Annotated in this window: 19 protein-coding genes and 1 riboswitch; of the genes, 10 read left to right on the top strand and 9 right to left on the bottom strand. The window is 66.3% G+C overall.

The genetic code is table 11. The features are described from left to right. Window positions 1-10 precede the first annotated feature (10 nt). Window positions 11-1,036, bottom strand: a complete 1,026-nt coding sequence (gene fbaA / locus CXY81_RS15645; protein ID WP_104170852.1) for a class II fructose-bisphosphate aldolase — start codon at window positions 1,034-1,036, stop codon at window positions 11-13. A 219-nt stretch (window positions 1,037-1,255) separates the two neighbouring features. On the opposite strand from fbaA, the gene glpX reads away from it, so the two are divergent. Continuing rightward, complete coding sequence (gene glpX, locus CXY81_RS15640; protein ID WP_233191397.1) at window positions 1,256-2,212, top strand: class II fructose-bisphosphatase; 957 nt, start codon at window positions 1,256-1,258, stop codon at window positions 2,210-2,212. Between the two features lie 60 nt (window positions 2,213-2,272). Here glpX and rmuC read toward each other — a convergent pair whose 3' ends face one another. Continuing rightward, complete coding sequence (gene rmuC, locus CXY81_RS15635; protein WP_104195372.1) at window positions 2,273-3,655, bottom strand: DNA recombination protein RmuC; 1,383 nt, start codon at window positions 3,653-3,655, stop codon at window positions 2,273-2,275. Between the two features lie 55 nt (window positions 3,656-3,710). Beyond that, window positions 3,711-4,328, bottom strand: coding sequence for an exonuclease domain-containing protein (locus CXY81_RS15630; RefSeq protein ID WP_104170854.1), 618 nt, complete (start codon window positions 4,326-4,328; stop codon window positions 3,711-3,713). Between the two features lie 83 nt (window positions 4,329-4,411). Between CXY81_RS15630 and ychF the strand changes: the two genes are divergently transcribed. Both ychF and CXY81_RS15620 read left to right on the top strand, forming a co-directional pair. Continuing rightward, window positions 4,412-5,485, top strand: coding sequence for a redox-regulated ATPase YchF (gene ychF, locus CXY81_RS15625; protein WP_104195371.1), 1,074 nt, complete (start codon window positions 4,412-4,414; stop codon window positions 5,483-5,485). Between the two features lie 203 nt (window positions 5,486-5,688). Beyond that, the gene (locus CXY81_RS15620; protein ID WP_104195370.1) at window positions 5,689-6,363 is read left to right on the top strand and encodes an SDR family oxidoreductase; all 675 of its coding nucleotides are present in this window, start codon (window positions 5,689-5,691) and stop codon (window positions 6,361-6,363) included. 258 nt (window positions 6,364-6,621) lie between these two features. Here the strand turns inward: CXY81_RS15620 and CXY81_RS15615 are convergent, their stop codons facing one another. From CXY81_RS15615 to CXY81_RS15600, 5 genes are all read right to left on the bottom strand, one after another. Next, window positions 6,622-7,320, bottom strand: coding sequence for a hypothetical protein (locus CXY81_RS15615; protein ID WP_104195369.1), 699 nt, complete (start codon window positions 7,318-7,320; stop codon window positions 6,622-6,624). A 256-nt stretch (window positions 7,321-7,576) separates the two neighbouring features. After that, entirely contained in the window at window positions 7,577-8,143 is a 567-nt protein-coding gene (locus tag CXY81_RS15610; protein WP_104170859.1) for a hypothetical protein, read from the bottom strand. Window positions 8,144-9,235: 1,092 nt separating this feature from the next. After that, window positions 9,236-9,625, bottom strand: coding sequence for a zinc-binding dehydrogenase (locus tag CXY81_RS16515; protein WP_158252087.1), 390 nt, complete (start codon window positions 9,623-9,625; stop codon window positions 9,236-9,238). Continuing rightward, entirely contained in the window at window positions 9,574-9,879 is a 306-nt protein-coding gene (locus CXY81_RS17305) for a hypothetical protein (RefSeq protein WP_158252086.1), read from the bottom strand. Before CXY81_RS17305 ends, CXY81_RS16515 begins: the two co-directional genes overlap by 52 nt. 105 nt (window positions 9,880-9,984) lie before the next feature. Beyond that, the gene (locus CXY81_RS15600; protein ID WP_104170861.1) at window positions 9,985-10,482 is read right to left on the bottom strand and encodes a 2'-5' RNA ligase family protein; all 498 of its coding nucleotides are present in this window, start codon (window positions 10,480-10,482) and stop codon (window positions 9,985-9,987) included. A gap of 53 nt (window positions 10,483-10,535) precedes the next feature. On the opposite strand from CXY81_RS15600, the gene CXY81_RS15595 reads away from it, so the two are divergent. The 4 genes from CXY81_RS15595 (at window position 10,536) to CXY81_RS15580 (ending at window position 13,830) form a co-directional block, all read left to right on the top strand. After that, window positions 10,536-11,105 carry an HhH-GPD-type base excision DNA repair protein gene (locus CXY81_RS15595; RefSeq protein ID WP_104100871.1) on the top strand — a complete coding sequence of 190 codons (570 nt, stop codon included), beginning with the start codon at window positions 10,536-10,538 and terminating at the stop codon, window positions 11,103-11,105. Between the two features lie 2 nt (window positions 11,106-11,107). Further along, a complete protein-coding gene (locus tag CXY81_RS15590) occupies window positions 11,108-11,347 on the top strand; it encodes a hypothetical protein (RefSeq protein ID WP_104195368.1) in 240 nt (79 codons plus the stop codon). A gap of 315 nt (window positions 11,348-11,662) precedes the next feature. Beyond that, the gene (locus CXY81_RS15585) at window positions 11,663-12,502 is read left to right on the top strand and encodes a bacteriorhodopsin (RefSeq protein WP_104100872.1); all 840 of its coding nucleotides are present in this window, start codon (window positions 11,663-11,665) and stop codon (window positions 12,500-12,502) included. Between the two features lie 119 nt (window positions 12,503-12,621). Next, window positions 12,622-13,830, top strand: coding sequence for an FAD-binding domain-containing protein (locus tag CXY81_RS15580; RefSeq protein ID WP_199183077.1), 1,209 nt, complete (start codon window positions 12,622-12,624; stop codon window positions 13,828-13,830). A gap of 22 nt (window positions 13,831-13,852) precedes the next feature. Here CXY81_RS15580 and CXY81_RS15575 read toward each other — a convergent pair whose 3' ends face one another. Continuing rightward, a complete protein-coding gene (locus CXY81_RS15575; RefSeq protein ID WP_104195367.1) occupies window positions 13,853-14,197 on the bottom strand; it encodes a LysR family transcriptional regulator in 345 nt (114 codons plus the stop codon). 164 nt (window positions 14,198-14,361) lie between these two features. Then, a riboswitch (glycine riboswitch) is annotated at window positions 14,362-14,459 on the top strand. 183 nt (window positions 14,460-14,642) lie between these two features. On the opposite strand from CXY81_RS15575, the gene gcvT reads away from it, so the two are divergent. The 3 genes from gcvT to gcvP are packed head-to-tail and all read left to right on the top strand — an operon-like array spanning window position 14,643 to window position 19,171. Continuing rightward, the gene (gene gcvT / locus CXY81_RS15570; RefSeq protein ID WP_104195366.1) at window positions 14,643-15,797 is read left to right on the top strand and encodes a glycine cleavage system aminomethyltransferase GcvT; all 1,155 of its coding nucleotides are present in this window, start codon (window positions 14,643-14,645) and stop codon (window positions 15,795-15,797) included. 25 nt (window positions 15,798-15,822) lie between these two features. Beyond that, on the top strand, window positions 15,823-16,194 hold the full coding sequence (gcvH, locus tag CXY81_RS15565) for a glycine cleavage system protein GcvH (protein ID WP_104170865.1): 372 nt from the start codon (window positions 15,823-15,825) through the stop codon (window positions 16,192-16,194). Between the two features lie 28 nt (window positions 16,195-16,222). Next, entirely contained in the window at window positions 16,223-19,171 is a 2,949-nt protein-coding gene (gene gcvP, locus CXY81_RS15560; RefSeq protein ID WP_104195365.1) for an aminomethyl-transferring glycine dehydrogenase, read from the top strand. The last annotated feature ends 100 nt before the right edge of the window (window positions 19,172-19,271 follow it).

Genomic DNA, 19,271 nt, shown 5'->3' with positions numbered 1-19,271 from the left:
TCATCCGGTGCTAGCTGTTCGAGTGGCCGGCGGAGCCGAGCTGGCGGGTGGCGTCGGCGACGCGAGCGGCCATGCCCGTCTCGGCAACCTTGCCCCAGGCGCGCGGGTCGTAGACCTTCTTGTTGCCGACTTCGCCGTCAACCTTGAGCACGCTGTCATAGTTGCTCAGCATGTAGCCGGCGACCGCGCGGGTGAACGCGTACTGGGTGTCGGTGTCGATGTTCATTTTGACGACACCGTTCGCGACGGCCTCGGCGATCTCGGCGTCGGTCGAGCCTGACCCACCGTGGAAGACCAGGTCGAGCGGCTTCGGGCCGGTACCCAGCTTGGCGGCGACGCCGTCCTGGATCTCCTTGAGGAGCTCCGGGCGCAGCTTGACGTTGCCGGGCTTGTACACGCCGTGCACGTTGCCGAAGGTGAGGGCAGCCATGTAGCGGCCGTTCTCGCCCATGCCGAGGGAATCGATCAACGAGAGCGCGTCGTCGAGTGTCGTGTACAGGTTCTCGTTGATGTCGCCCTCAACGCCGTCTTCTTCGCCGCCGACGGCGCCGATCTCGACCTCGAGGATGGCGTTGATCGCCTGGGTGCGCTTCAGGATGTCCTTGGCGATGTCCAGGTTCTCTGCCAGCGGGATGGCGGAGCCGTCCCACATGTGCGACTGGAAGATCGGGTTGCGGCCGGCCTTCACCTCGTCTTCGGAAGCGGAGATGAGCGGGAGGACGAAGTCCTCGAGCGCACCCTTGGGGCAGTGGTCCGTGTGGAGTGCAACGGTAATGGGGTAATTGTCGGCGACGGACTGCACGAAGCGCGCCATCGCGAGCGCACCGGATGCGCGGTTCTTGACCGTGTGGCCGGCGAAGTAATCTGCGCCACCGGTGGTGACCTGGATGATGCCGTCAGAGCCGGCTTCGGTCAGGCCCTGAAGGACGGCATTAATGCTTTGAGAAGACGAAACGTTGAACGCCGGGTAGGCGAACCCCTTCGTCTTGGCCTTGTTGAGCATCTCGGCATACTGGTCTGGGGTTGCGATGGGCATTGTTGAGTCTCCTCGATTGAACCGTTTCGGTCTTCTCATCCTACCGAGGTGGGTCTCCGGGCGTGCCAGCGAGCGAACACCCCCGCGACGAAGAGCGGGCGCTAGGCTGAACGAGGCAGCACCGACACCGGTGCCGGCCCAAAGATGGGTCTTGCCACTGCCGCACTCTTCGTCCGGGAAGGACCATCTGTGAACAGCCCCGAAGTCGCCCCCAATTTCATGCACCCCGACCGCAACCTTGCGATGGAATTGGTGCGGGCCACCGAGGCCGCAGCGATTCGTGCGGTCCCGTTCATCGGCCGCGGCGACAAGAATGCCGCGGACAAGGCAGCCGTCGACGCCATGCGCGTCTTCCTCGGCACCGTGAACTTCGACGGACTCATCGTCATCGGCGAGGGTGAGAAAGACGAAGCCCCGATGCTCTTCAACGGTGAGCGTGTCGGCAACGGAACCGGACCCGCCTGCGACATCGCGGTCGACCCGATCGACGGCACCAGCCTCACCGCCGCCGGACGCCAGAATGCCCTCTCCGTGATCGCGGTCTCCTCCCGCGGCACCATGCTCGACGCGTCATCCGTGTTCTACATGGACAAGATCGTCACGGGCGCCGCCGGGCGCGGAGTCGTCAGCCTCGACGCCCCGATCGGCGACAACATCCGTGAGCTGTCGAAGGCGACGGGCAAGCCGGTCGGCGAAATGGTCCTCGCCGTGCTCGACCGTCCCCGCCACGCCGAACTTATCGACGCCATCCGCAGCGCCGGAGCGGGCACGCGGCTGATGAGCGACGGCGACGTCGCCGGCGGCATCAACGCGGCTCGCTGGGAAACGCGCATCGACATGTGCGTCGGCACGGGTGGCAGCCCGGAAGGCATCACCACGGCCTGCGCGCTCAAGGCCATCGGCGGCTACATGCAGGGACGCCTGGCACCGAAGGACGACGCCGAGCGTGCGGGCGCCGTCGCGGCCGGCCTCGACGTCGACAAGCTGCTCGAGCTGGACGACATGGTCAGCGGCGACAACACCTTCTTCGTCGCCACGGGCGTGACGGATGGCGGACTCGTCGACGGCGTGCGCCGCCAGGGCCCGATCATCCGCACCGAGAGCATCGTGCTGCGCTCGAAGTCCGGCACCACGCGTCGGGTGATCGCCGAGCACCTCGCCTCGAAGTGGCTCTAGGCGCTCGGCTTTAGCTACCTGCAAGGCCGAAAATCGCCGTTCCGACGGCGATTTTCGGCGTTATCGGCGATTCTCAGAGTCAGTCAGTGCGGCGGCCTCGAGTGCGGCGGCTTCGAGTGCGGCGCTTTCGAGTACCTCGGCCTCCAGCTCCGACACGAACTCCCAGGCGGCCAGTTCGCGCGGGGTGTCCTCGATGCCCGCCAGCGGCGCCAGCACCTTGGACTCGTCGAGGGCGTTGAGCTTGCGTGCGGTGGGCAGTACCTGGCGTTCCATCGAGCCGACGAAGCCGTTGTAGTCCTTCACCGTGCGCTCGATCGACCGGCCCAGTTTCTCGATGTGCGTGGCCGTGGTGGCCAGACGGCCGTATAGCTCCCGACTGAGGTCGAACAAGACTTTTGCGTCATGCGTGAGAACGTCCTGCTGCCAGGTGAAGGCCACCGTCTTGAGCACCGACCACAGGGTCACCGGGGAGGCGAGGGCCACCCGTTTCGAGAACGCGAATTCCATGATCGAGGGGTCGGCCTCCAGCGCCGAGGAGACCAGGGACTCGCTCGGGATGAAGGCGATCACGATCTCCGGGGAGGCCTCCAAGCCCTGCCAGTAGGCCTTGCTGCCGAGGGCGGTGATGTGGTCGCGCACGGCCTTGACGTGCGCTTTCATGTAGACGGCCCGCTGAGCTCCCAGGGCACCGGTGGCGGTGACCGGGATCTGGCTGGCTTCGAGGAACGCCGTGAACGGCACCTTCGCGTCGACGGCGATGTTCTTGCCGCCGGGCAGGTGCACGACCATGTCGGGGCGGCCGGCGCCGGCGTCGGAGGTGATGCTCGACTGCACGTCGAAGTCGACTCGCTCGATCAGGCCGGCGGCCTCGACCACGCTGCGCAGCTGGGTTTCGCCCCAGACCCCGCGCGTGTTGTTGGCGCGCAGGGCCGACGCGAGCGACTCGGCGGTGCTCCGTAGGCGCTCCTCCGACTCGGTCGCCGACCGCAGCTGCTGGCTGAGCTCGCCGTGTTGCAGGCTGCGCTGGGCCTCGAGCTCGGCGACCTTCTGCTGCATGTCCTGCAGGCTCTCCTTGACCGGGGCGAGGGCCTGGAGCACCTTGCTTTCCTGATTCTGTTGCTCGGTGCGCGCGTCCTGGTCGTTGCGCTGGCGGTCGCTCAGTTCGCGGTATTGCCGCCCCGCGTCGACGACCTGTCCGCGCAGGGCGTCGGCGGTGGCCTGGACTGAGGCCAGCTCTTCGCGCAGGATGGACTGGATGCCGGCCTCTCGGGCGTACACCTCGGCCAAGGCCACCTGGTGCCGGGCCTCGATGACGAGGGGATCGGTGCCGGACGAGCCTCCGTTGCGGCGCTCGGCGGAACGCGCAGTGAGGACCACAGTGAGCAGGGTGCCGAGCAGGGCGCCGACGACAAGGCCGAGAAGAAGACTGAACCAGGAATCCATGGTTCTACTCTGCCAGTGGCCACAGACATTGCCCGAGCCGGTGCCCCAAGGATGCCTAGTTCAGCGCCATCGGGCCGTGCGTGGCGGACTTCTCCTTCGTGGCGACCGGCCCGATGGCGCCGATCTTCACGCCGGTGATCTGCGCCAGCTCCTCGAGAGTGCCGGCCCCGTGCCGGTCGGCGGCGTGGATCATGATGGCCGCGCAGGCCTCCGCGTCGGCCAGGGCGTCGTGGTGGGCGAAACCCTCGAAGCCCGCGGCCATCGCGGCCACCGGGAGCCGGTAGGAGTCGAGGTGGTAGGTGCGGCGGGCCACCTGGAGGCTGCAGACGTAGTTGAAGTCGGGCACGACCAGCCCGGCGACCGTGGAGGACGTCTTGATGACCCCCAGGTCGAACCCGGCGTTGTGCGCCACAAGGTGGTCGTCGCCGGCAAAGGCGACTAGGTCGGGAAGCTGCTGCGCCCAGGTGGCCGCACCGGCGACATCCGTCGGCCGGATGCCGTGGATCTTGATGTTCCAGGCCAGGAAGACGTCGTGCCCGACGGCCGGCTTGATGAACCAGGCGATGCGGTCGACGACCTTGCCGTCACGGACCTTCACCAGCCCCACCGAGCAGGCCGAAGCGCTGGAGGAGTTGGCGGTCTCGAAGTCGATGGCGGTGAAGTTGACTGGCACCGCTTCATCCTGTCACGGGCCGCCGACAGCGCGTCGCCGCTGTGCCGACCGGCCTCGGGTCGCAGACGGTACGATTGACTTTCGTGGCTCTTACTATTGCAATCGTCGGACTGCCCAATGTTGGCAAGTCCACCCTCTTCAACGCGTTGACCAAGAACAACGTGCTCGCGGCGAACTACCCGTTCGCCACCATCGAGCCCAACGTCGGCATCGTCAACCTGCCCGACCACCGCCTGGCCAAGCTGGCGGCGGTCTTCGGTAGCGAGCGTCTGCTGCCTGCCCCGGTGTCGTTCGTCGACATCGCCGGCATCGTGCGCGGCGCCAGCGAGGGGGAGGGGCTCGGCAACAAGTTCCTCGCCAACATTCGAGAGGCTGACGCCATCGCGCAGGTCATCCGCGGCTTCGCCGACCCCGACGTGGTGCATGTCGACGGTGCCGTCGACCCAGCCGGCGACATGGAGACGATCAACACCGAACTCATCCTCGCCGACCTGCAAACCCTCGAGAAGGCGGTCTCCCGCTTCGAGAAAGAGGTCAAAGGGCGCAAGCTTCCCCCCATCGTGCTGGAGACCGCGCTCAAGGCGCAGGCCATCCTCGACGCCGGAGCGCCGCTGTCATCGGCCACGCTCGACATCGAGCCCATCCGCGAGCTGGGCCTGCTGACGGCCAAGCCGTTCATCTACGTGTTCAACGTCGACGAGGCGGTGCTGCAGGATGCCGGGAAGCTCGCTGTTCTGGCCGCGCTGGTGGCCCCGGCCAACGCCGTGTTCCTCGACGCGAAGCTCGAATCCGAGCTCAGTGAACTCGACGCCGAGGACGCCGCCGAGATGCTGGCGTCCACCGGCCAGGCCGAGAGCGGGCTCGACCAGCTCGCCCGCATCGGCTTCGACACCCTCGGCCTGCAGACCTACCTCACGGCCGGCCCCAAGGAAACACGCGCCTGGACCATCCGAAAGGGCTGGACCGCTCCGCAGGCCGCCGGCGTCATTCACACCGACTTTCAGAAGGGCTTCATCAAGGCGGAGATCTTCTCCTTCGACGACCTGATGAAGGCCGGTTCCGTGGCGGAGGCCCGCTCCAGGGGCAAGGCCCGCATCGAGGGCAAGGAATACATCATGCAGGACGGCGACGTGGTGGAGTTCCGCTTCAATAATTAGGTCTGCGTCTCTGACCGCGGGTTGGTGTTAAACGCAACGATGGGCCATCGCAGCCGATGTGTTTTCCGGCTTCGATGAAGTCAGTTCTGTGATGGTTGACAAGCTCACAACGGTCCGGCGATGGCAGCAAGCCGCGATCCCCATAGACTATTTCTGTCCTGACCGCTCTCCGGTCACCACCATCATCATCAAGGGAGTCCCCCGTGCCTGTCATCGCAATCATCGGAGCTGGACCGGGACTCGGAGCTGCAGTCGCCCGAAGGTTCGGGCACGAAGGATTCTCGATAGCGCTGATCTCGCGCAATCAATCGAAGCTCGATGACATGGCTGCGCAGCTCAGAGACGTCGGCGTGACCGCGAGGGGTTACGCGGCAGATGTACGAGTACCGGCGGAGCTTGACGACGCACTTGCGCGTGCCGCGGCAGAGCTGGGACCCATCTCCACGTTGCAGTACAGTCCGCTCCCGTCGCGCGACTACCTGAAGCCGGTGCTTGATATGACTCCGGAGCTCGCTCTGGAGGCATTGCAGTTCTCGGCTCTCGGGCTCATCCACGCGGTGCGTACGGTGCTCCCAGCAATGCGGCAGGCAGGAAGCGGCAGCATCATCATGATCAACGGCGGAACCTCGGTTAAGGCCCGCGCTGACTTCGCAGGTACATCGGTCGCCTTCCCGGCTGAGAGCGCCTACGGTGAGATGCTCCACGACGCGCTCGAGGGTGAGGGAGTCCGTGTCAGCCAACTCGTGATCCCGGGAGGCATTCCTCAGCTTCGGCTTGTCAATGGCATCGACGGCGTCGCCGATCGGATTTGGGGCCTCCACGCTAATGCTGGTCCGTTCCGCACACTGCTCATCCCGCTCGAGGACGGTCGGGAGTAGGGGGCACTACGCTGCTGGCAGCGACGATGCGGAGACAGCCAGGAGGGCACGAAACGTGGCTCTAAAGGTTGCTCTGCGATGCCACTCCGGGGAGTTCGCTTCAACGTGTAGCCCGCTCCGGGTTGGGCATGACAACGGTCGAGAGTCTGTATCCGTCCGACCTGGTGCGGGAAGTGGGACACAACGTCATGTCTGCGGCGTGCGTCGAGGACGAGGCAGGTGAGTTGATCCAGCTCGTCCCGACGTTTGAGGGCGCGGCTATGTTAGCGAGAACAAGTCGGTGGGGGCGAGGATTTTTTCGATGATGCCGGTGTCTCGGCCGGTGAAACCGATCACGCCGTAGGTCATTGGCAGTCCGTAATCCGGAATCGCGCCTGAGAATGACGACGGCATGTCGAGGGTGACAGAGTCGATCCCGAAGGTTTCGTCAAAATGCACTTGATCGGCAGGCTTGCCGTCAGCTGTTGACTCGAAGTCCTGCCCGGTCTGGTTGCCGTTGACATCCTCAATGGCGACACCGTTGGTGGCCATGGTTCCGGATGCCCTGACCTGAAAGGCGGGGTTGTACGGGCCCGGCCGCGGATTGAAGTCCGCGTCAGGACGGTTCACCCCAATCGTGAAGCCGTCCCATTCCGTGAGTTCGGCCCTTGGGTAGTGGGAGGACTCTTCCACCGATTCTGACGTCGGCTCGCCGAGAAGGCCCCTGAGTACGGCCACAGCTGCATCCCCATCGCTCTGATAGGTCAGCGATACGAGGACCGTGCCGTCGGCTGTGACGATATCGGTGGCTTCGGCGCCGATGATTATGGTTGCCGGCAGCGCGGCAGGTGTCGCCGATGGAGTGGCTTCCGGTTCGGGTGCTACCGTGGCGGTCGCGACCGGTGTCGGTGACGATGGTGACGATGCGGTGACATCGCCTTCGACCTGGTCGGTGCTGCATGCGGCAAGGGTGAGCATGGCGGCGGCCGCAATGACGGTCAGAGCCAGGGGCCGGCAAATTACAAAGTCCTCCAGGTGTTGATGTTGGGGCCTGGTCGGAGCCTGCTTCTTCCCCGCGCGGCTTCGGTCGATTCAGGGCTCCGAGGCATAGCCTCCGTTCATTCACGCTTCCCCAGAAGAGGCCACTCGCAGTGGCCGGAACGTCTCGTACAGAGTCTCTGGCTCCCGGAGCCTCACCGCGAGATACTGTGTCCTCTCACCAAGAGTGAGGACCTCACACGCCCCAGTTCGGTGAGGGAGAGCGGAATTCGGTGATAGGGCCGAGTGGGTCGGCGGCGATGAGCCAGACTGAAAACGTCAGTTCTGACAGGGAGTCCAAGGGTGGGAGCGGCACGAGACCAACGAAGATGTCGAATCTGCTGCCTTGTGGGCGCGCGGTGTCGGGGTGTCGTGCCGCGATCTCGGCGGCATCATCTCCAACAGCGATTCCGTCGACGGTGCTGATGTGAACACCGTTCACGGCGGACGAGGAAACCTTCACCCAGGTGTTCGGTTCATGTGGTGACGTCCCGCCTGGCACACCATCCACGAGGACGAAATCGCCGTCCCATGGAGTAGGCGACTCAGGGCCTGTAGGCAGGATATCGCCCCAGATGTAATTGGTTCCCGGAGGAACCTCGCTGCCGCCCTCGAAGTGCTCTGAGATCGGTGCGCTTCCGAAAGCCGTGGACAGACCGGCAACCAACTCGCCGGCAGGTTGAAAATAATCGAACGTGGACAGGGTCGTGCCGGACGCGTCTCGAAGTTCGATCGACGTTGCAGTGATGAGGAGGTCCGTCACAGGGGCCGGAGCTGACGGATGCGCCGCTTCAGTCAGGCCCGGCGTTGCCTTTGCTGTCGCTGTCGCTGTCGCTGTCGCTGTCGCCGTCCGCGTTGCTGTTGACGTCGGGCTTTCGCCGCCGGGGACGGGACCCGGTGGGCCGGAACATCCGGTCAGAAACAGACCTGCAACCAGAAACAGCGCTGCCAGCGCTTTGCCGAACTTATCTGGCACCCCGTGAACGGTCATACTTCCCCCGATGTCGCCTTGGATCTGACTTCAGTCGGGACATCATTGCACAGATTACGTGTCGGCGGCCTTCGTCGTCGGGGCCATGTCTTTCGGTGACGGAACGTGGTGAAGTTCCGCTGCAACGTGTAGCGCGTTCCGGCCGCAACTGTTTCCGTTTCGGACAATTGTGGCCGGTGCACGGGGCGCAGTTGTCCGTTCCGGCATCAGTTGCGATGGCGAAGCTCGTTGCACTCGAGCGAGTCGTGAGGGTCTTCCTCGGCTTGGCTTGGCCGGCTGTGTTATCTGGTACTCGTAATGTAATTTCGTGCGGTAATGCGGTGGAGTTCCGCTTCAACGTCCAGCGCGTTGCGTGTGGCGTGTGGATCGTCCTTGCCCGCGGTCGCGGTCGCCGAGATCGACAGGTCCGGTCGAGTTCCCCTGGTGTTGTGGGGCGATCTCGACCGCAGCCGGCGAACTCCGCTGCCAGCGCTCTCAGCGGGGCATCCGGCGCGTGAGAATTCGCGGTCGGCCTCGCTCGACGGAGTCGGCACGGCGGGGTGTGGCTAAATCAGGAGATCTGTCGCCCGGGGATGCCCCCAGACTGGTCTTTCAATGTGGATACCGCCGTGGGCCGGACAATTCTCCTGAATTAGCCACCGCGCGGGGCTCCCCGCTTCAGCAAATCGTGTTGCAGGGAACGGGGAGCTCCCTCGGCCGACACCTCGACTTCTCCGCGGACGAGCAACAGAATCGGGATCGGGGCCACGCTCGATGAACTCAAAACCGCGTACCCCGACGCTCACGGGCCAGAGCCGACTGCTTCCGCCCCCTCAACCTTCCGCCCCCTCAACCGCCCGCGACGCGCAGGATGACGTTGCCTTTCTAATGGCCGGCCTCGACGAAACGGTGCGCCAGAGCGATGTCGGCCAGGTCGTACGTCCGATCGATGACCGCCAGGAACCGACCCGACTCGGCAAGGTCGACCAGGTGCGTGAGGGCATCCGCGGTGCTGTCGATGTTGCCCGCGACGACCCGCCTCGCGCTCCTCCTGGTGTGCCAGGCGGCCAGAAGCAGCCCCCGGAGATCGGAAACGACGAGCAACAGGGCCCCGCCCGGAGTGAGGCACGCCGCAGCGCGTTCAAAGGGGGCGTTCCCGACGCAATCCATGATGACGTCGTAGGTTTGCCTCTCGAGCAGGAAATCCTCCGTTGTGTAGTCGATCACCCCGTCGGCGCCGAGCGCGGTGACCAGCTCGCGGTTGGCGCCCTGCACGCCTCGGTGACTCGCGCGCCCATCTGCTTGGCGAGCTGCACCGCCGCCGTGCCCACGGCACCGGATGCGCCGTTCACGAGAACGGTGCTGCCCGGTTTGATCGCGGCGCGACTGAAAAAAGCATGGGCGGTGGTCCCGCCGAAGACGAGAGTCACGGCATCCGTGAAGGTCATGTTCCGTGGCTTCGCCGTGATCGCGCCATCCTGCGGGATGCAGACGTATTCCGCGTGCCCGCCGAATCGGCTGCCGAGCATCGCGATCGCCTCCCACCCGGCAACCTGCCCGGCAGAGGCGCCGAACTCGTCCGCAGTCGTCGAACTCGGCGCACAGACCCGCTGCACCCGACCGGGTGACTGCGCTCACCCGGCAGTAGGCAACGGGAACGTGGCGAGCACCGTGCGGCCGCTCGCCGCCGATCGGGGCGCCATGTCCACGAGGGCGATCTGGGTGAGAGCGAGCCGCTGGCCCTCGTGCACCCGGGCGCCGTTCTTGATCGTGATGTGGGCCCGGAAGCCGGGACCCGTGAACGCGGGCTCGTCGGGGATGGAGGCAAACGGCCGCACGGCCTCGATGAGGGCGCGGTGCAACCGGGTCAGGCGCGGGTCGTCCCCGACGAGCGTCACCGGCACGTCCTCGCGCCGGCCGAACAGCGCGTCGGCACCCGCGACCGCCGTGAGGGCGGTGCGGCCGGATGCCGTGGCGGCGACGACGCCGGAAATGACATCCGCGATTACGGATGCCGCGGCATCCGTGTGAAAAGGGGGCAGCACGGTGATGTGCAATGGCCATTCCGACACCGGGAAGCTGTCGCCGGTGCTGAGCGCCGTGAGCGGGAGGACGACGACGAGGCGGGACATCCGCCGAGTCTAGGGGAGTCCCGCCGGCGCGCCGCCGGTGGCACAATGGGTGCATGATTCTGCACCTCACCGGCGACGATGCCGCCGACGCCCTGCTCAGCGATGACCCTTTCGCGCTCCTCCTCGGGATGCTGCTGGATCAGCAGATCGCGATGGAGACCGCGTTCGCCGGTCCGGCCAAGATCCGCGACCGGATCGGCACGCTCAATCCGGCGACCATCGCCGGCTTCGACGCCGACGCACTCGTCGAGGTGTTCCGGGCCACGCCAGCCGTGCACCGCTATCCGGGCTCGATGGCCGCTCGCACGCAGACCCTCGCGGGTGTGATCGCCTCAGACTGGAGGGGTGATGCGTCCGCCCTGTGGACCGCCGACTCCCCGGACGGCGCCGAGATCCTGCGGCGCCTGAAAGCGCTCCCGGGATTCGGCGAGCAGAAGGCGAAGATCTTCCTTGCCCTGCTCGGCAAGCGTCAGGGGCTCGTCGCGGAGGGCTGGCGCGAGGCCTCCGAGCCCTATGGCGAGAACGGCTCGTTCCGGTCCGTCGCCGACATTGTCGACCCCGAATCGCTGACCCGGGTGCGGGAAACCAAGCGCGCGGCAAAGGCCGCGGTCAAGAAGGGGTAGTCATGGTGCGTCTGCTGATTCGCACGGCCATCTTCATCGGCTTGGGCGCGGTCGGCCTGTGGGTGGCGTCGCTGGTACTTGAGGGCTTCACCCTCACCCGACAGGGATTCCTCGTCACAGTTCTCGTTTTCGCGGCCGCGCAGAGCATCCTGGAGCCCGTCATCACGAAATTGACGGCACGTAATGCGTTGGCGTTCCTGGGCGGGGTCGGCCTGGAGTCGACCAGATCACCGAGCGTGTAGCGGCTGCGCGCCATCCGCAACCACCTGCTCAAGCACCACGCTGTCATGCGAGGGGTGTTCGCCGACGTGGCGCGTACCGGATCGGCCGACCCCCTACCGGAGAACCCGCTCCTCCGTGCTCCGAGGGGCCGTCATCTGTCTGTCCGCTATTGACCTTTTGACTGGGGGCATACTCTATGCAAAGATTCAGGAAACTCGTACTAAATTTTTAGTTAGCAGTCAGCTAGGCAGTTAAATGACTGATCAATCAATAAACACAGCAAAGCTCTACGGCACGGCTCTTTCCTGTTCTTTCTCGCTTATTCGGAGGACAACGTGATTCCCGATTCCCTCACCCAGATTCAATACGACACCGTCTACAACGTGTTCTCGCTCGTCATCGCGTCACAGCTGTTCACGTCGATCTTCATCATCATCTCGCTCAAGCGGGTCCTGCCCCGGTACCGTCAGGCGATGACCGTCGCGGCCATCGTCTGTGCGATTGCCGCCTACCACTACTTCCGCATTTTCGACTCCTTCAAGGCGGCCTTCGTCACCGAGGCCATCGGCGGGGCGGGCAACTATGTGCAGGTCGCCGGGGAGTCCTTCAATGAGGGCTACCGCTACGTCGACTGGCTGCTCACGGTTCCCCTGCTGCTGCTCGAACTGATCGCGGTTCTCGCCCTGGCCCGCAAAGTGCAGACCAGTCTCCTGTACCGGCTCATTCCGGCTTCGGCCCTGATGATCATCCTCGGGTACCCCGGCGAGCTCAGCGGGGACAACGGGGTGCGCGGAATCTTCGGTCTGCTCTCCACCATCCCGTTCGCATACATCCTCTATGTTCTGTTCATCGAACTGACCAAGTCCCTCGACCGCCAGCCGCGGAGTGTGCGCCGCACGATCAGCCAGCTGCGTCTGCTTCTGCTGCTGACCTGGGGTGTCTACCCGATCGCCTACCTATTGCCCATGCTTGGTATCGACGGCTCGGATGCCTGGGTCGGCAAACAGATCGGATACTCGGTCGCCGACATCCTCGCCAAGGCCCTCTACGGTCTGATCATCTACCGGATCGCGCGGATGAAATCGTTCGCGGATGACCCGGCGTTCGCACACCTCGAACTATCGGTCGATGAGGCCGAGGAGATCGCCGCCCCGGTGCACGTGCGGAACAAGTAGGCCTACCCGGCCACCTGCTCACCGCCAACGGGCCTGGGCCGATCGCGATCATTTTGATCGTGACCGGCCCAGGCCCGTTTCGCTTTCTGCTGCCCCTCAGGCAGGGTCTAAAATCAGGTGTGCTCATCGCCCTGAATGACGGAACCGCGGATGCCGTGGTGCGGCGCCATCTGCACCACCTGGTCGACGACGAGGTGCGGGCGAGCCCAAGCATCCGGGGTGGCCAGACCAGCGCCGACCGTGCCCTGGCGGCATTCTCGGTCGCGGGCTATGCGGCCAGGCGCAGCCAGGTGCTGCCGGAAATCGATCGCGGGGCATCCCGGCTATCACCGTACATTCGGCACTCCCTGGTGCCGCTTAGCCGGGCTTGGGAGCACGTCGCAGACGGACCTGCCCGAGATACCCGCAAATTCCGGGACGAGTTGCTCTGGCAGGAATACGCCCGACATCTCTATGCGCGTGTGGGTGTGGCCCTGCACCGAAACCTGCGCTTTGCGGCACCCTGGGCCGGAGAATTTGAACCCCAGGCCTGGCCGCACCGGATGCACTGCATCGAGTCGGTCGTGTCGGAACTGGAAACCGACGGCTGGCTGGTCAACCAGACCCGGATGTGGCTGGCCTCCCAGTACACGGTCCGGTCTGGAGCGGGGTGGCATGCCGGCCAGGAAGAATTCTACCGACACCTGCTCGACGGCTCCCGCGCGGCCAACCTCCTGGGCTGGCAGTGGACCGTGGGTGCCGGCACCGGCTCCGCCTACGGCTTCGCCCGCTGGCAGGTTGAGAAACGAGCGCCGCAGCTCTGCCGGGACTGTCCGCTCGCCCGGGCCTGCCCGATCGAGCAGTTTCCGGTGGGGGCAGCGCCAGTGCCGGTGACGGATGCGCCGGCGAACCTCACGCACGATCCGCACCTGTCCGACACGCAGGGGCCCACCGACGTCGTGCGGCGCCGCGCACCCCGGTCGGTGCTGCTGACGGTGGATTCCCTGGGCGACGCCGATCCGGCCCTTGCGGCGCATCCCGCACTCCCGGCCGCCTTCGTCTTCGACGAGCCGGCCCTGGCCAGGCTGCGGCTCTCAAGCAAAAGACTGATCTTCACCGTAGAAACCCTTCAGGATCTGGCCCGGCGTCGCGAGGTGGTCGTGTACCTGGGTGACCCGCGAGTGATCGTTCCGGGCCTCGACGCAGCAGTCACGTTTGCGCCGGTACCCAGCTTTGCGCGCTACGCGGAGGGCGCGGCCGTGCTGCATCCGTGGCCGTGGCTGGTGCCGCCGCATAGCGGATCGGTGGCCAGCTTCTCGGCCTGGCGCCGTGCCTCGGCCGGCGTCTAGAGTCCGAAGTCGAGCGTGCGGGCTAGCGGCCCTGGCGGCGCTTGCCGGGACGCGGCTGGCCCTTCACCTCGGGCGCGCGGCCCTTGCCCTTTGCCGCCTTGGCCTTTCCGCCCGCCGGAAGCGGCGGCTTCCAGGGCTCATCCGAGGCGGCCAGCTCGGTGCGGGCATCCGTGAGAAACAGGTTGCCCGCCGCGGTCAGCCGGGTGGTCTCCGTGGTGCGGTCGATGAGCACGACGCCGAGGTTCGCCTCGAGTTTTGCGATCGAGGAGCGCAATTTCGGGGTGGAGATATTGAGGTTCATCGCGGCGCGTGGGAAGTGCAACTCCTCGGCGACGGCGATGAAATGCCGGAGGAGTGTGATGTCCACGGAACGCCTTTCTGTGTGCGCCGCACGAATCGCGGGCGAAGTGACAAGGGTACGCGTTCCCGCTGGAGGTGTCGCCGGGAGGCACCGGAAGCGGCCGCACCGCGCTGCCGGGCCCGCACGCGCTAGGCTCGGAGCGCACACCCTCAAGTGAATATAGGGCCATCAAGGTCGATGCGGGAGAGTTCGGCGCCCTCAGGCAGTCGAACACCGAAGGAGCAATCCTCCCCGACAATCTCTCAGGTACTCGTACCGCATCGAACTGGCCACTCTGAAAAGTAGTCGCGGCTCGACAGCGGCTCGCCCACGGTGAAAATCGCGCCCGACCAACGGCTGCGGTGAAGCTCTCAGGCCTGACGACAGAGGGGGAGTTCCCAGGGGTACGATCGATCGATCGCGCCCCGGAGATTCTTGCTCGGCCCCCGGCCGGCGACAACCTGGAGAACTCATGACCTCGGACACTGAAGCCCACACCGATTCAACCCCCACGGTGGAGCGGTTCTCCCCGCTGCACCTGGCGCACGTGGATGCCGGCGCCAGTTTCACGGACTTCGCCGGCTGGCAGATGCCGGTGCGCTACTCGAGCGATCTCGCCGAGCACCACGCCGTGCGCACCAGCGCGGGCATCTTCGACCTCTCGCACATGGCCGAGATCCTGGTGGCCGGGCCGGACGCCGGAGCGTTCCTCGACTATGCCCTCGCCGGCCAACTCTCCACGATCGACCTGCTGCAGGCCAAGTACAGCCTCATCCTCAACCGCGCCGGCGGCATCATCGACGACATCGTCGTCTACCGCACGGCCGAGAACGAGTACCTCGTCATCGCCAACGCGGGCAACCGTTTCCCGGCGGTCAAGGCGCTCACGGCCCGGGCCACCCGCTTCGACGTCACCGTCACCGATCAGAGCGACGACGTCGCCCTGATCGCCGTGCAGGGGCCGAATTCGCGCGCCATCCTCGAGGCCACGGCGGACCTCACGGTCGACGGCGACCTGTCAGCGCTGAAGTACTACCGAGCCCTGGGTGGTACCTTCCAGGCCGGCCGCGTTTTCATTGCCCGCACCGGCTACACCGGTGAAGACGGCTTCGAACTCTATGTCGACGTGCCGGATGCCGCGGCGCTCTGGGACGCGCTCCGCGCGGCGGGCGCCTCTTTCCACCTCGTGCCGGCGGGGCTCGCCAGCCGCGACACCCTCCGTCTCGAGGCCGGCATGCCGCTCTACGGCCACGAACTGAGCACCTCGACCTACCCGGCGCAGGCCGGGCTCGGCCGCGTTGTGAACCTCGCCAAGGAGGTCGATTTCATCGGCCGCGAGGCCAGCGAAGAGGGTCCCAGCGCGGAGGCGCGCGTACTCGTGGGACTGGAATCTTCCGGCAAGCGTGCCGGGCGCGCCGACTACCCGGTGTATCGCAGTGCCGACGCGACCGTGGCCGACGGCGTGATCACGAGCGGGGCGTTGTCGCCGACGCTCGGACATCCGATCGCCATGGCCTACGTGGCTCCCGGCCTGGCGCGACTCGGCACCCAGGTCTTCGTCGATGTGCGCGGCACCCGCATCCCCGCAACCGTGACCGCCCTTCCGTTCTACAAGCGTCAGAAATAGTCCACCCCTCGAGAGGAACACCCCCATGGCCGAACAGTCTGAACTCCAGTACACCGCCGAGCACGAGTGGGTTCTCGTCGACGGCGACACCGCCACCGTCGGCATCACCGCCTACGCCGCCGACAAGCTCGGCGACGTCGTCTTCGTCGAGTTGCCGGCCGTCGGCAGCGATGTCGCCGGCGGCACCGTCGTCGGCGAGATCGAGTCCACCAAGTCGGTCGGCGAGCTCTTCGCCCCCGTCACGGGCACCGTCGCCGAGATCAACGACGCCGTCGTCGAGAGCCCCGAGCTCGTCAACAGCGACCCGTTCGGCGCCGGCTGGCTGCTCAAGGTCACGTTCGCGGAGTTGCCTCCTCTCCTCAGTTACGCCGACTACTCCGCCCTCATCGGCGAGTAACGAAAACGAAAAGCCAGGTTCCGCACACATGTCACAGCCCTTCACTCAGCGCCACATCGGCACGGATGCCGACGCGCAGTCCCGCATGCTGTCGATCCTCGGTTACGACTCGGTCGACGCCCTCGTCAACGCGGCCGTGCCCGAATCGATCCAGGTGGACCAGTTCCGCACCATCGGTGACAGCACCCTGCCGCCCGCCGCCACCGAGCGGGAGGCCATCGCGGAGTTGCGGGACCTCGCCGGCCGCAACACCGTGAAGCGGTCCATGATCGGTCTCGGCTACTACGACACCGTCACCCCGGCCGTGATCAAGCGCAATGTGTTCGAGAATCCCAGCTGGTACACGGCCTACACCCCGTACCAGCCCGAAATCTCCCAGGGCCGTCTTGAGGCGCTGATCAACTTCCAGACCATGATCGCCGACCTGACCGGACTCTCCACGGCCAACGCGTCCATGCTCGACGAGTCGACCGCCGTGGTGGAGGGCATGCTCCTCACCCGTCGGGCGTCGAAGTCGAAGTCGACCCGTTTCCTCGTCGACGCCGACGCGCTGCCGCAGACGAAGGCCCTGCTGGGCAATCGCGCGGCCGCCGTCGGGATCGACCTCGTGGAGGTCGACCTGGCTGGGTCCGCTGAGGACCTCGGCGAGTACTTCGGTCTCTTCGTGCAGTATCCCGGCGCATCCGGCCGGGTCTGGAACCCGGCCGGCGTTATCGCCGACGCCCAGGCGCAGGGGGCGCTCGTCGTCGTCGCCGCCGACCTGCTCGCCCTGACCCTGATTACCTCGCCCGGCGAGCTCGGCGCCGACGTGGCCGTGGGCACCAGCCAGCGCTTCGGCGTGCCGATGGGCTTCGGCGGTCCGCACGCGGGTTACATGGCCGTGCGCAGTGGCCTCGAGCGTCAGCTTCCCGGCCGCCTGGTCGGCGTCAGCGTTGACGCGGCCGGCCACCCGGCCTACCGCCTGTCGCTGCAAGTGCGTGAGCAGCACATCCGTCGGGACAAGGCCACCTCGAACATCTGCACCGCCCAGGTGCTGCTGGCCGTGATGGCCGGCATGTACGCGGTCTACCACGGGCCAGACGGCCTGCGGAAGATCGCCGCCCAGGTGCACGAGCGCGCCGGGCAACTCGTCGTCGCTCTCCTCGCCGCCGGTGTCGACGTTGTCACCGCGACGTTCTTCGACACGGTCCGTGCCTCCGTTCCGGGCCGCGCCGCCGAGATCGCCCGGGCCGCCTCCGCCAGCGGGGTCAACCTTTACCTGGTCGACGCGGACACCGTCGGCATCGCCGTCGACGAGACGACGACTCTCGCGGATCTCGCCCTGGTCGTCGGCGCGTTCGGCGGGCGGGATGCCTTCGGCCTGGTGGACTTCAGCATGGTCGAGGCCGGCCTTCCGCCCGAACTTCATCGCACCAGCGAGTTCCTCACCCACCCGGTGTTCAACACGCACCGCTCGGAGACGAGCATGATGCGCTATCTCAAGCGCCTCGCCGACTTCGACTACGCGCTCGACCGCGGCATGATCCCGCTCGGCTCCTGCACCATGAAGCTGAACGCGGCCACCGAGATGGAGGCCGTCAGCTGGCCCGAGTTCGGCGGGCTGCACCCGTTCGCGCCGCGTGCCGACATCGAGGGCTACCTGGAACTGATCCGGCAGCTCGAATCCTGGCTGACGGATGTCACCGGCTACGACTCCGTGTCCCTCCAGCCCAACGCCGGCAGCCAGGGTGAACTCGCCGGGCTCCTCGCGATCCGCGGCTACCACCTCTCCACCGGGGATACCCAGCGCACGGTTTGCCTGATCCCGTCCAGCGCGCACGGCACCAACGCGGCATCCGCCGTGCTGGCCGGCATGAAGGTCGTCGTCGTCGCCTGCGACGAGCTCGGCAACGTCGACCTGGACGACCTGCGCGCCAAGATCGCGGAGCACGCCGAGAACCTCGCCGCGTTGATGATCACCTACCCGTCGACGCACGGCGTCTACGAGCACGAGGTCGGCACCATCTGCACGGCCGTGCACGACGCCGGCGGCCAGGTCTACGTCGACGGCGCCAACCTGAACGCCCTGCTCGGTTTCGCCCGTTACGGCGACTTCGGCGGCGACGTGTCGCACCTGAACCTGCACAAGACGTTCTGCATCCCGCACGGCGGCGGCGGGCCGGGCGTCGGTCCGGTCGGGGCCAAGGCGCACCTCGCTCCGTTCCTGCCGGGGCATCCCCTCGCTCAGAGCGACGAGCACTACCTCCTCGCCTCCGGCGATGCGGCGGCGGTCGACGGCGGTGTCGATGAAAGTGGCGGCACGGTCGGCGGCACGGTGGGCGGCACGGTCGTGCACTCCGGCGGGCCGGTCTCGGCGGCGCCGTACGGCAGCCCGAGCATTCTACCGATCTCCTGGGCCTATGTACGCATGATGGGGGCCGAGGGTCTGCACGCGGCCACCGGCGCCGCGGTTCTCGCGGCCAACTATGTGGCCAAGCGCCTCGAGGCTCACTACCCGGTGCTGTATTCCGGTGACAACGGCTTGGTCGCACATGAGTGCATCCTCGATCTACGCCCGCTCACCGAGGCCACCGGGGTCAGCGTCGACGATGTGGCCAAGCGACTCGTCGACTACGGCTTCCACGCGCCGACCATGAGCTTTCCGGTGTCCGGTACGCTCATGATCGAGCCCACCGAGAGTGAAGACCTGGGCGAGATCGACCGGTTCGTTGAGGCCATGATCGCGATCAAGGCCGAAGCGGATGCCGTAGCCGCCGGCCGCTGGCCTGCCGAGGACAACCCGCTGCACAATGCCCCGCACACCGCACAGTCGGTGATCGAGGGGGAGTGGACGCACGCCTACGACCGTGAGACCGCGGTCTACCCGGTGCGCAGTCTCATCCGTGGCAAGTACTGGCCGCCGGTGCGCCGCATCGACAACGCCTTCGGTGACCGCAACCTCGTCTGCGCCTGCCCGCCCCCCGAGGCCTTCGAGTAGACCGCCACTCCCTAACGAATTCGACGGAGATTTTGCCTGTCCGGCCAGGTTTTGGCCCGATTCGCGCCTTCTCGGCAAAATCTCCGTCGAATTCGCCGGC

It is taken from the genome of Cryobacterium sp. M25 (assembly GCF_002929635.1).
Classification (GTDB): Bacteria; Actinomycetota; Actinomycetes; order Actinomycetales; family Microbacteriaceae; genus Cryobacterium; species Cryobacterium sandaracinum.
This window is presented reverse-complemented; position numbering and strand designations above follow the sequence as displayed.